Annotated in this window: 9 protein-coding genes; 8 read left to right on the forward strand and 1 reads right to left on the reverse strand. The window is 54.9% G+C overall.

Annotated elements, in window-relative coordinates; translation table 11 throughout:
• The first annotated feature begins 102 nt into the window (after nt 1–102).
• The 8 genes from AC0LWT_RS04190 (at nt 103) to AC0LWT_RS04225 (ending at nt 11,235) form a co-directional block, all read left to right on the forward strand.
• Nucleotides 103–570 carry a hypothetical protein gene (locus AC0LWT_RS04190; protein ID WP_474679960.1) on the forward strand — a complete coding sequence of 156 codons (468 nt, stop codon included), beginning with the start codon at nt 103–105 and terminating at the stop codon, nt 568–570.
• A 471-nt stretch (nt 571–1,041) separates the two neighbouring features.
• On the forward strand, nt 1,042–1,119 hold the full coding sequence (locus AC0LWT_RS04195; protein ID WP_474680251.1) for a potassium-transporting ATPase subunit F: 78 nt from the start codon (nt 1,042–1,044) through the stop codon (nt 1,117–1,119).
• A 45-nt stretch (nt 1,120–1,164) separates the two neighbouring features.
• Nucleotides 1,165–2,838: a potassium-transporting ATPase subunit KdpA gene (kdpA, locus tag AC0LWT_RS04200; protein WP_474680252.1), complete on the forward strand. Its 1,674-nt coding sequence runs from the start codon at nt 1,165–1,167 to the stop codon at nt 2,836–2,838.
• Between the two features lie 29 nt (nt 2,839–2,867).
• Entirely contained in the window at nt 2,868–4,910 is a 2,043-nt protein-coding gene (gene kdpB / locus AC0LWT_RS04205) for a potassium-transporting ATPase subunit KdpB (RefSeq protein WP_474679961.1), read from the forward strand.
• A gap of 24 nt (nt 4,911–4,934) precedes the next feature.
• Nucleotides 4,935–5,498 (forward strand): potassium-transporting ATPase subunit KdpC, encoded by a 564-nt coding sequence (kdpC, locus tag AC0LWT_RS04210; protein WP_474679962.1) that lies wholly within the window; start codon nt 4,935–4,937, stop codon nt 5,496–5,498.
• On the forward strand, nt 5,485–7,809 hold the full coding sequence (locus AC0LWT_RS04215; protein ID WP_474679963.1) for a histidine kinase: 2,325 nt from the start codon (nt 5,485–5,487) through the stop codon (nt 7,807–7,809). Before kdpC ends, AC0LWT_RS04215 begins: the two co-directional genes overlap by 14 nt.
• A gap of 38 nt (nt 7,810–7,847) precedes the next feature.
• Nucleotides 7,848–10,541: an ATP-binding protein gene (locus AC0LWT_RS04220; RefSeq protein ID WP_474679964.1), complete on the forward strand. Its 2,694-nt coding sequence runs from the start codon at nt 7,848–7,850 to the stop codon at nt 10,539–10,541.
• Nucleotides 10,528–11,235: a response regulator gene (locus AC0LWT_RS04225; RefSeq protein WP_474679965.1), complete on the forward strand. Its 708-nt coding sequence runs from the start codon at nt 10,528–10,530 to the stop codon at nt 11,233–11,235. Before AC0LWT_RS04220 ends, AC0LWT_RS04225 begins: the two co-directional genes overlap by 14 nt.
• Before the next feature lie 607 nt (nt 11,236–11,842).
• Here the strand turns inward: AC0LWT_RS04225 and AC0LWT_RS04230 are convergent.
• A complete protein-coding gene (locus AC0LWT_RS04230; protein ID WP_474679966.1) occupies nt 11,843–12,835 on the reverse strand; it encodes a LacI family DNA-binding transcriptional regulator in 993 nt (330 codons plus the stop codon).
• Nucleotides 12,836–13,012: the final 177 nt, after the last annotated feature.

A 13,012-nucleotide genomic window follows, 5' to 3' on the forward strand; every position in this document is an offset into this window, starting at 1 on the left:
CGGTGGGTTGCGGCGGTTCGCGGCGGTTCGCACCGCGCGCAGCTCCCAGCGCGCGGTGTCGCGCTGCATGACGGCGGTCGGTTGGCCACATGCCGCTCAAAGATGGCGCAGCCGCCCGACAGGCAGACCGACAGCGAGATCAAGCCTAAAAACCCCCGCGCCAGAGCCGAACAGCCGCAATCTGCCTGGCGGCGCGAAGAAAACCTGCAAAAATACATGAATTTGCGCCCTTTGTACGCCGGCCGCGAAGAATTCCTGCAATTGTGCATGTTTTGCGCCGCGCACATAGGCTCAGGTTCATTTTCGCCCAAAAAGCCTGCGCTTTTGCAGGCTTTTAGCCAAAATGAATCATTACCGCTGAAAAGCCTGCACTTTTGCAGGTTTTTCCTGATTCCGGCTAGCGGATGCCTAGCGGCGCGAAGAAAACCTGCAAAAATACATGAATTTGCACCCTTTTTACGCCGGCCGCGAAGAATTCCTGCAATTGTGCAGGTTTTGCGCCGCGCACATAGGCTCAGGTTCATTTTCGCCGAAAAAGCCTGCGCTTTTGCAGGCTTTTTGCCAAAATGAATCATTTCCGCTGGAAAACCTGTATTTTTGCAGGTTTTTCCTGATTTCGTCTTGCCGGACCGCCCGTCTTGCGGCGACGTAATCCGCGAGGGAAGGCACGGGCGCGTAGCGCGGAGCCCGCGAATCCGGCGGGCAGGTGTGGAGGAGCATGGTGCGGGCCCAACGGGCGGGGTTCGCGGAGCCAACGAATCCCGGCGCGTAGCGTACCGCTACATGGCGGCGTTCGCCTCACCGGCCGCCCCTCCCAGCCCTTTGCATCGGATAAAAGGGCAGTTGCCCTTTTCGCTGCGGATACACTTTTTGCGTGCGATTTTTATGTTTTTTTTACACCCTGGCCCCGTTTATTTACCCCCTTTTTACGCCGATCCGTATTAAGATTTCACTGTGGCGACGAGGGGGAGCTCGCATGCGATTGATTCTTTAAGGGAAAGCGGGCTTAATCGACAGTTGTTGCCAAGAGGAGGTAGCCCCATGACGGTGATAGGGATTATTGCTTTTGCCTTGATCGTGTACCTTGGGTTTGTTCTGGTAAAGCCGGAGAAGTTTTAAAGAGATTATGGGTTTAGTCGAGCGAGGAGGAAATCTTGCATGGGCATGGGATTGTTACAGGTAGCCGTAACGCTGATCATCATCATGTTATTGGTTAAGCCTGCGGGCAGCTATTTGGTTAAAGTGTTTAGTCATGAAAAGACCGGTCTGGACCGGGTTTTCGGTCCGTTCGAGCGGATCGTTTACCGGACGATGGGAGTCCACGAACAGGAGTCCATGGGCTGGAAGCAATATTTGGCAGCCATGCTTCTTTCTAATTTCATTATGTTCATTCTGCTGTTTCTCGTCCTGCGGCTGCAAAAGTATTTGCCGCTCAATCCGGACGGGATTGATAATATGCCGGCCGCGCAAGCTTTTAATACGGCGTCGTCGTTTATAACCAATACGAACTGGCAGTCCTACAGTGGGGAAAATGCGCTGTCGTATTTATCGCAAATGCTGGCCATCACGTTTCCGATGTTCACGTCGGCGGCGACTGGCTTTGCGGTGGCGATCGCGTTCATTCGCGGATTAATCGGCCGCGAGGATAATCTCGGCAACTTTTACGTAGATCTGGTCCGCTCGATTACGCGCATCTTTTTGCCGCTCAGTTTTATTGTCGCCCTATTCCTGGTGTTCCAGGGCGTACCGCAGACGCTGCAGGGCGCAGTGACGGCGACGACGCTGGAAGGCGCTCAGCAGACGATAACACGCGGGCTTGTAGCATCGCTTGAATCCATCAAGCATCTCGGCACGAACGGAGGCGGGTGGTTCGGTACGAACTCCGCGCATCCTTTTGAAAACCCGACTCCACTGGCCAACCTGGTCCAAATCGTTTGCATGATGCTGCTGCCGACGGCGCTAGTCTATGCGTTCGGCCTCATGATCAAAAATAAAAAGCAGGGCTGGGCCGTATTTGCGGCGATGGGCTTCATTTTTCTGGTCATGCTGACGACGGTGTTTGTCTCCGAGTACCGCGGAGTTGTCGCGCTTGATGCAATGGGCGTTCACGGCAACATGGAGGGCAAGGAGGTCCGGTTCGGGCTGGCGGAATCCGCGCTGTTCACAGCGGTGACGACCGCCGCGACGACAGGCTCCGTCAACAATATGCATGAATCTTTGACGCCGATGGGCGGTTTTACCGCACTTGCCGAGATGATGCTCAATAACGTTTTTGGCGGCAAAGGCGTAGGGCTTTTGAACGGTTTATTGTATCTTATTTTGTCCATTTTTATTTGCGGTCTGATGGTCGGGCGGACGCCGGAATTTCTCGGCAAAAAGATCGAAGGCAAAGAGATCAAGCTGGCTTCCATCGCGCTGCTCGTCCATCCGATCATCATTCTTGCGCCTACGGCTTTGGCGCTCATGCGTCCGGAAGCGGTCGCTTCGATTGCCAACCCGGGCATGCACGGCCTTTCGGAAGTGCTTTACGCCTTTACGTCGGGGGCTGCCAATAACGGTTCCGCCTTTGCGGGCTTGAATGCAAATACGGATTTTTACAATGTGGGCATTGGGCTCGTCATGCTGTTCGGCCGGTATATTTCGATCATTGCGATGCTGGCGATCGCCGGTTCTTTGGCCGTCAAGCGTACGGTTCCGGCAACCGCAGGGACTTTGCGGACGAATACCCCATTGTTCACCGGAATATTGGTGGTGATCATCGTCGTGATCGGGGCGCTTACGTTCTTCCCCACACTTGCATTGGGACCGATTGCCGAACATTTGGCCATGCCGCATTAAGCGCGGCGCAGAGAAGAGGGAGGATCCATATGGCTGCTGCACGTAAAAAAACATTAACGAAAGAGATCGTCTCACAGGCGATCATCGATGCTTTTAAAAAGCTCAATCCCGCAACAATGATTAAAAATCCGGTGATGTTTATTGTAGAAGTAGGAACTTTCATCACTTTGCTGCTGTCGGTCAAGCCGGATCTTTTTGTCGCTTCAAATGCAGGCCGGGGCTACAATATCGCCGTATTTTTCATCCTGCTGTTCACGGTGCTGTTCGCCAATTTCGCCGAAGCGCTGGCGGAAGGCCGCGGCAAGGCGCAAGCCGATACGCTGCGCAAAACGAAAGCCGAGACGATGGCGAAGCTCGTGCAAAAAGACGGCTCTTATAAGCAAGTATCGTCCACTCAATTGAAAAAAGGAGACATCGTCCGCGTCGATGCCGGCGAAATCATTCCTACGGACGGCGAAATCGTCGAAGGGCTCGCCTCCATCGACGAATCGGCGATAACCGGGGAATCCGCGCCGGTCATTAAAGAAGCGGGCGGGGACTTTTCTTCCGTTACCGGGGGAACCCGAGTCGCTTCGGACTATATCGTCGTGAAAGTGATGACCGACCCCGGCGAATCTTTTTTGGACCGGATGATTTCCCTCGTCGAAGGCGCCAAACGGCAAAAAACGCCGAACGAGATCGCTTTAACGACGCTGCTTGCCGTATTAACGCTCATCTTCCTTATTGTTATTATGACGATGGTTCCCATGGCGCAGTACTTGAACATTCAATTGGATCTGGCGACTTTGATCGCCCTGCTCGTTTGTCTGATTCCGACGACGATCGGCGGGCTGCTGTCCGCGATCGGCATCGCGGGGATGGACCGGGTTACGCAGTTCAACGTGCTGGCGATGTCCGGCAAAGCGGTTGAGGCGGCCGGTGATATCGATACGCTGATCCTGGACAAAACAGGGACGATCACTTACGGAAACCGGATGGCCGCGGAGTTCGTGCCCGTCAAGGGCGTATCGTCCAAAGAAATGACCTTGGCCGCTTTGAAAGCTTCCGTCAAGGATGAAACGCCTGAAGGGCGTTCCGTCGTGGAGCTTGCCGGCAAGCTCGGAGAATCGTGGGCCGAAAGCGAATATGCCGGCGCCGAAGCCGTCGAGTTTACGGCGGAGACGCGGATGTCCGGCCTTAACCTGGCCGGCGGCGCGCAAATCCGCAAAGGCGCGGTCGATGCGATCAGGAAGCATGTGCTGGCCCAAGGCGGCGGGATTCCCGCCGACCTGGAAGAGATCGCGAGCCGCATCGCGAAGGCCGGGGGCACGCCGCTGGCCGTAGCGGTCGGCGAGCGCATCTATGGCGTGATTTACCTGAAAGATACGGTAAAGCCCGGGTTGAAAGACCGGTTCGCGGAGCTTCGGGCGATGGGGATCAAGACGATTATGTGCACGGGCGATAATCCGCTTACCGCGGCCACGATCGCGCTGGAGGCGGGCGTGGACGATTTCATCGCCGAAGCGAAGCCGGAGGATAAAATCGCTGCGATCAAAAAAGAGCAGATGGAGGGCAAGCTTGTCGCCATGACCGGCGACGGCACGAACGACGCCCCGGCTCTTGCGCAGGCGGATGTCGGGCTCGCGATGAACTCCGGCACGATGGCCGCCAAAGAGGCCGCCAATATGATCGATCTGGATTCCGATCCGACGAAGCTGCTGTCCGTCGTTTCCATCGGCAAACAGTTGCTGATTACGCGCGGCGCACTCACGACCTTTTCCATCGCCAACGATATCGCCAAATATTTTGCGATCATTCCCGCTATGTTCATTTTGGCGATGCCGCAGCTCGCGGCGCTGAACATCATGCATTTGGCCTCGCCGCAGTCGGCCATTTTATCGGCATTGATTTTCAACGCCGTCATTATCCCGCTGCTCATCCCGATTGCGATGAAAGGCGTGAAATACCGCGCGATGACAGCGGATAGACTGCTTGCGCGCAACGTTCTCATCTACGGCGTCGGCGGCGTGATCGTTCCGTTCATCGGCATTAAAGCGATTGATCTGGTGCTTTCCGGGCTGCACATCGTCTAAAAACATAAATTAGGAGATATGAATATGAAAACGATATGGACTGCGATCCGCGTATCCGTAGTGCTGATGCTTATTTGCGGACTCATTTATCCCCTGGTTACGACCGGGGTCGCTCAAGCGCTATTCCCCAAGCAGGCTGACGGCAGTTTGATCGAATCGGGAGGCGTAACGGTCGGTTCGGAGCTGTTGGCGCAAAATTTTGAGTCGCCGAAGCTTTTTCACCCCAGAGCGTCGAACGCCAAATACGATCCTGCCGCTTCCGCCGGTTCGAATGTGGCGGTCGCCTCCGACGATTATGTAAAAGGCGTCGCCGGTCAAATCGGCGATGTGAAAAAAGAGAACCCGGATATGCAAAGCGTCCCCGCCGATCTGGTCACGGCTTCCGGCTCCGGGTTCGACCCGGATCTGTCCCCGGAAGCGGCGAGGGCGCAAGTTCCGAGAATCAGCCGGGAAACGGGAATCGGCAGCCGGCAGCTGTATCAAATGATCGACGCCCATACGAAAGCCCGGCAGCTTGGCATTTTCGGCGAACCGCGCGTGAACGTAACGGAATTGAACATGGAGCTGATAGGCAGTGGAAAGCTTTAAAAGAAAGACGCCGGAAGAAATTTTGCACTCAATTTCCAAGCTCCACCGCGGCACTTTAAAAATTTATATCGGTCCTGTCAGCGGTTCCGGGAAGACGTATCATATGCTGCGCGAAGGACATACGCTCAGGCAGCAGGGGATCGACGTCGTCATTTGCGCGGTTTCAACGCTGCAAAGGCCCGAGACCGTGGAGCAGCTGGGCGATCTGGAGAGGGTTTCCAGCCTGCATTGGTTCCGCCATGATACCGAAATGAAAGATTTAAATCTGGATGCCTTACTCACGCGAAATCCCGAAGTCGTGCTCGTTGACGGGCTGGCCCACCGGAACCGTCCGGAAGCCCGTTTTCCGACCAGGCTGGACGACATCAAGTTTTTGCTCGCCCATGACATTAGCGTGATCACGACGGTTAACGTGTATGAATTGGAGGGGTACACCGAGCTTGCCCAAAAGCTGACGGGGATCGAGGTCGAGCATACCGTTCCCGCGGACACGCTGGAGCTTGCCGACGAAGTAAGGCTCATCGATGTTACGCCCGAAACGGTTCTGAACCGGCTTGCCGAGGGGCATCTGAAAATAAACAAGGATGCGCCGGTTTTTGAGCGCGGCAATTTGGGCGTTTTGCGGGAGCTTGCCCTGCGGTTGGTCGCCGAGGATGTGAACGAGTCCCTGAAGGAGCACCGGGAAGAAATGGGGCTTCTGGGCCCGTCCGGAGCCGCCGAGCGCATTCTGGTGTCCACGCAGTATCATTGGAACGGCTCGATTTACGTCCGCAGGGGCCAGCAAGTGGCCAAAAGGTTGAACGGCGATCTGGCGGTGATCACGTTCCGCGATTTTAAAAAGCCGTTATCGAAAGAAGCGGCCACTTTTCGCAGAAATATGATCAAGCTCGTGGAAAAAGTCGGCGGCGAGTTCGCGGAGCATCCTTTTCAAAATCGCCGTCGCATTCCCAAAACGATCGTTCAATACGCGGCCCGTCATCATGTCACGCGCATCGTGATGGGCCATACGAAGCATACGAGATGGCAGGAGTTTTGGCAGGGTTCCGTCGTCAACGCGCTTTTGAAAATTGTAAAAAATATCGACGTCTTTCTGGTAGCCGACCGCGCGGAGCATGAAGGCGAACGGATTCTTCCGGCCAAAATCGTAGCCGCCAAAGAACAGCACAAATACCGCCGGCTAAGCGAGCAGGAGGTCGCCGAAAAAATCGGCAAAATCAAGCGCGGCAAGTTCAAAGTGTATATCGGAGCCGCGCCCGGCGTAGGGAAAACGTATATGATGCTCCGCGAGGGCAACGACCATCTGAAAAAAGGCATCGATGTGCGAATCGGCCTGCTGGAAACGCACAACCGCAAAGAGACGATCGCCCAGACCGGGAATTTGCCGGTCATCCCGCGGCAGCGCACGGTGTACCAGGGCGTAACGCTGGAGGAGATGGATACGCAGGCGATCATTCGCGCCTGTCCTGAGGTCGTGCTGGTCGACGAACTCGCGCATACGAACGTCCCCGGGAGCAAAAACAAAAAAAGATATGAAGATGTTCTGGAAATTTTGGATGCGGGAATATCCGTTATTACGACTGTGAATGTGCAGCATTTGGAAAGCTTGAACGATGCTGTGGAGCAAATAACCGGCATCCGCGTCAGGGAAACGGTGCCGGACAGCATTTTGCAAATGGCCGATGAAGTGCAGTTGATCGATGTCGCCCCGGAAGCGCTGCAGCAGCGCATGCGCGAGGGGAAAATATATGCCGCGGCCAAAATCGAGCAGGCGCTGCATCACTTTTTTAAAACGGGAAATCTCATCGCCTTGCGCGAGCTTGCGCTGCGCGAAATCGCCGACGATGTCGACGAAAGGCTGGAATCGCTGGAACGAAAAAGCTCGCTCCGCGGCCCGTGGAGAAGAAAAGAAGTGATATTCGTGTGCGTGAACAGCACGCCGCATGCCGAACGGTTAATTCGGCGCGGCTTCCGCACCGCTTATCGGCTGAAGGCCCCATGGTACGTCAATTACGTCCAGGCCGGCGGCGCCGTTACCGATGAGCTGAAGCAGAGGCTGGAAGCCATGGAGAGGCTGACGGTCAGACTGGGCGGCAAGTTTGCGGTTCATGAAAGCGATACGCCGGGGGATATCGCCAAAGTTTTATCAGCGAAAGCGGATGAGGCGGAAGCGACGCAATTGGTGATCGGCCAATCGAAGCTTTCTTGGCGGGAAGAGCTGCGGCGAGGCTCCGTTGTGAAGCGGCTGATTCGTTTTTCCAGACATAGGGATATTTTAATTGTAGCTGATTTTGATCCCAATATCGCATTATAATGGAATGGAACAGTTGAATATACGAGTGTGCACAGGGTGTGATCAGGATCGATTCCTCACGCAATGAAAGAGGGAAATTAACTTTATTTCTGGGCGCCGCTCCCGGTGCGGGCAAAACATACGCGATGCTTGCGGCAGCCAAACGGCAAAGAGACAAAGGGACAGACGTTCTGCTCGGGTGGGTGGACGCCGGGGATTACCCGGAAACGCAGCAGCTGCTCTCCCGGGAGATGTTTCCGCGCGTAACGCCCCGCGCCGTTGAGTACCGGGGCCGCATTGCCCGGGAAATGGATACGGAAGAAATTATAAGGAGACGTCCGGGGCTGGTGCTCATCGACCGCCTCGAACATGCGAATGCGCCGGGTGCTTTGAAGCCCAAGCGTTATTTGGACGTGGAGGCCGTTCTTTCGCAAGGAATAGACGTCTACACTACGCTCAACATCCAGCATGTGGAAAGCTTGAACGATACGGTGACCCGGATTATCGGAAGCGAAGTCGCCGAAACGGTGCCTGATACTTTTCTGGAGCGGGCGGACCAAATTCAGTTGGTCGATATACCGACGGACGAGTGGATCGGGCGAATGGAGCGGCTGTTTCATGGCGGCAAAAAGCAAGCCGAGCTGCAGCGGTTTTTCCGCATCGGGAACATCAACGCGCTGCGCGAAATGGCGTTCCGCTATGCCGCCCAGCGGCTGGACAGCCAGCTTGAGCGGTATATGCACGCCAAGGATATTGCAGGCCCCTGGCCCGTTGCGGAGAAGGTGATGGTTTGCGTAAGCGCAAGCCCCTTCTCCTATCAGCTTATCCGGACGGGGCGGCAAATGGCCGCCAGTCTCAAAGCGGACTGGATAGCCGTCTACGTGCAGACGCCGCGAGGGATGCCGGGCGGCGAAGGGCAGCACGACCAGCTTGCGCGCAACTTGCAGCTGGCCGAACAATTGGGCGCCGAGGTGATGTCCGTTACAGGCAGCGATGTCGCCCAAGAGCTGCTGTCTTTGGCGCGCGCCCGCAATGTGAAGCAGATCATTATCGGCAAGCCGAACCGTTCCCGCATCGTGGAATGGTTCCGCAGTTCCGTTGTGGAGCAAGTGATCCGGGGCAGCGGCGGGATCAGCATCCACGTCATACCGGGGAAGCCGAAAGGGTCCCCGGACAAAGAAGGCGCGGCCCGCCCGCCGCGCATTTTCGGTTGGAAGCCTTATGCATGGGTTACTTTTGCCGTTATCCTTTTAACCGTTATCCTGGGCATTTTCGAGCAATCGTTTGACACGGTCAATATTGCGTTGATGTATTTGCTGCCCGTTCTTTTTAGCGCGGTATATTGGGGACTCGGACCTTCTATCTACGCGGCCAGCGCGGGCGTGCTTGCTTTCGATTTCTTTTTTGTCCCGCCTTTTCTCAGCTTTACGGTCGCGGATTTGCGCTATGTGCTTTCCTTTGCCGTGTATATGGCCGTCGCCGCGCTGACAGCCAGTCTCGCCGCCCGGCTAAGACAGCAGCTGAATTTTGCCAAGCAAAGGGAGGCGACGACGGCCTCCCTGTATGCGATCAGCCGGCAAATGACGGCGATAACGGATTTGAATTCGCTCTTGGAGAACGTTTCCCGCCAAGTGTCCGATACGATCCATACGCAAGTCGCGATTTTTTTGCCGGACAGCAAAGACGAGCTGGCGGTGACCGTCTATTCTCCCGGCCCTTCGGACTGGGGGAGGGGAGAATCGGAAATGGCAATAGCGAAGTGGGTATATGAGCATGGCGAAATGGCCGGAAGGGGGTCCAACACGCTCAGGGAATCCCCAGGCTTATACGTTCCTCTGCGCACGGAAGATCGGGTTTACGGCGTATTGGCCGTCAATCTCGATATGGAGGGCCAGGATGCAGGCGCCGCGCCGGAAAATGTGCGGCTGTTGGAAGCGATCGGAGGCTTGGCCGCAAGCGCCATCGCCCGCGTGAAATTGGGCGAGGAGGCCAAGCTTGCCCATTTGACCGCCGAATCGGAGAGAATCAGAACGGCGCTGCTCGATTCCGTATCCCATGAGCTGCGCACGCCTCTGGCGACGATCATCGGATCGGCGACCGGCCTGATCGAAGGCGATCGCATTTTTTCGCCGGAGGACCGGCTCGATCTGCTGGCGACGATCAGGGACGGCGCTTTGCGGATGAACCGGCTGGTCACGAACCTGCTCGGCATGGTGAAGCTGGAAAGCGGCATGCTCCGGCTGCGCAAAAAGTGGTGCGATGCCGAGGACATCATCGGCGTCGTTCTGGCGCAGGTGAAAGATTTTCAGCAGCACCGCAAAATCCGCGTCATGCTGCCGGAGCCCGCCCCGTTCCTGCTGGGCGATGAAGTGCTGCTGGAGCAGGTGCTGGTGAACGTAGTCAGCAATGCGATCAAATATTCGCCGGATTACAGCGAAATCGTCATCACCGTCGGGCAGGACGAGCACCGCGTAACGATGGCCGTGGCCGATTCGGGGGCGGGGATTGCGGCTGCCGACCGCGAGCGGATTTTTGATAAATTTTATCGCGCGGTCGCGACAAGGCACGTACCCGGAACAGGCTTGGGGCTTGCCATTTGCAAAGGCATCGTCGAAGCCCACGGAGGAACGATCGCCGCGGAACCGAATGTAGACAAAGGCACTGTCATTACGATTGTTTTGCCCAAGGGAGATCATCGTTTTTTTCATAGACCAATGCCGGAAGGGGACAATGAACATCATGACAACGACTAATGGAGCACGCATATTAATCATTGATGACGAGCCCCAAATCCGGAAGCTGCTAAAAGTGACCCTGCAAGCCCACAACTTTGAGATTCATGAATCGGCATCGGGAGAAGACGGCGTATATCAGGCGAGCATCGTGCATCCGGACCTCGTCGTGCTGGATCTCGGGCTGCCGGGCATGTCCGGGATGGAGGTGCTGCACCGAATCCGCGAATGGTCGCGGATACCGATTATCGTGCTTACGGCGAAAGACCGTGAAGAAGATAAAATCGCCGCGCTGGACAGCGGAGCCGACGATTATGTCACCAAGCCGTTCGGCATGGGGGAGCTTGTCGCCAGAATCCGCGTAGCGCTGCGGCACGTGGCGAAAACGGCGAACGAGCCGATTTTGCAATTCGGCAATCTGGTGATCGATCTGGCCCAGCGGTTAGTAGAGCTGGACGGCAGCCGGGTAAAGCTGACGCCGACGGAATACGATCTTCTGAAAGCACTCGCCTCCAACGCAGGCAAAGTCGTCACGCAGCGGCAGCTGCTCCAGCAAGTATGGGGCGGGCATCATCATGAATCGGATAGCCACTATTTGCGCATCTACATCGGTCATCTGAGGAAGAAACTGGAAGAAGATCCAACGCGGCCGAAGTTTATCGAAACCGAGCCTGGCATCGGCTACCGCTTCCTGCCCCATTTGCCGGAGGGGTGATTGCGATAGCCGAGCTCTTTTGAAATATCTCTGCACGGGGGTGGAGCTGAAGTGGACCACGTCTCTCCTTCATAGGTTGTGGAGCTGAAGTGGGGGGACAAGTCGGCTTGGCAACGTAAAACCTGCAAAAATGCAGGTTTTTTCCATGTAAATGGTTCATTTTGGCGAAAAACCTGCGATTGTGCAGGAATTTTCCGCAAAATTGAATCTGAACCCATGTTCGCAGCGAAAAGCCTGCACATTTGCAGGAATTTGTCGTAGTCGGCGTATCCATCGAGCAAAAACTGCACTTTTGCAGGTTTTCTTCGCGCAACCAGGCAGATTGGCGACCGGCTCCGGCGCGTGGGTTTCCGGTTCCTTCAGATCCGGTTCTTGATCCGAACACACTGCATGTTTTTTTTCGCAAAAACTAGTTAAACTCAGTCAATAGTTCCCTTTCTTATAGCCAAAACCGCCCTTGCCGCAACAACAAACCGATGCGTCTTTCAACGGTGCTATAAATAGCAAAAGAATGGCCGCGTCGTATGCCGGCTCCTCCGAAGAGGGGCTTGCGTACGGCGCGTTTTGCATGTTCCGGCAAACGAAGCTTCCCGGGCAAAGCCATACATTACTTGTAAGCTTTACAGCTGTCGCGGATGCACAATTCCGTCGGAACGAGCACCCTTTTGGTCAAACTGCGGGTTTCCTCGATTTTTTCGATGATCGTCTGTACGGCAACTTTGCCCATGTATTCCGTCGGTATTTGCACCGTCGACATCGCCGGGGTCGTATATTGCGTCATGTGATGGCCGTCGAAACTGACGATGCTGAGTGTTTCGGGAACCGAAATGTTGTGCTCCTTCAAAAATTCCAACGCCCCGAGCGCCGTAGGATCGTTCGCAATGAAAAAGGCTGACGGCAGCGGTCCGTCATGAAAGGCGCGCTCCATTAATTTGTAGCCGTTTTTAAGGCCGTGTTCCCCTACATATACCCGCGAAGCCGCATTCTCCGAAAACTTCGACATATAGCGAAGAAAAATTTGATCTCTTCGATCCTCCATGTCGAGATCCGGGCTTTCGTAGCATCCCATAAAGCCGATGTCGCGGTGCCCGAGCCCCGTTAAATAGTTCAGCGCCGAGTAAACGGCCCGCCTCGCATCGAACCAGACGCAGTCGTATTTGTTGTCGTCCGGGCATCTGCCGACAATCAGAACGTGCTTTGCTTGAAGCCCGGCCGTCATTTCCCTGATTTCTTCATTGGTGTAATTTCCCTGAATGATGGCGCCGTGCAAATTTTCAAAAGACGTGTTGGACACATTGAATACGTTGACGATGTCGATTTCGTACTGCAGGCAAATTTTATCGATGCCGTTGCGGATCGAGAAATGAAAATCATTTTCCAGATGGCTGTAGAAGATGCTCGGTTTGTATATGAGAGCGAGCCGGTAATATTTTTTGGCGTACCGTTCCACGACGGTTTTGTAATCCAACTGCCTGGCGGCTTCCAGCACTTTGCTCCGGGTTTTATCGGAAACGCTCAGAGACTGATCGTTATTCAGCACCCGCGATACGGTAGTTGCCGAAACATTGGCTAGCTGGGCGATATCTTTAATTGTTGCCATGTACATCAAACTCCTAAAAATTTTAGTGATAATTTTACTTCATATCAACTCATTATAATCAATATTCCTATAAATGGGAAGCGGGAAGTGTTAAGACCATTCGTATTCACAAAACATTAATATAATCGATGATTAGATTTTACAATACTATAGTAAATTAAACACTATATTAAAGAT

The organism is Paenibacillus sp. sgz302164 (assembly GCF_056120505.1).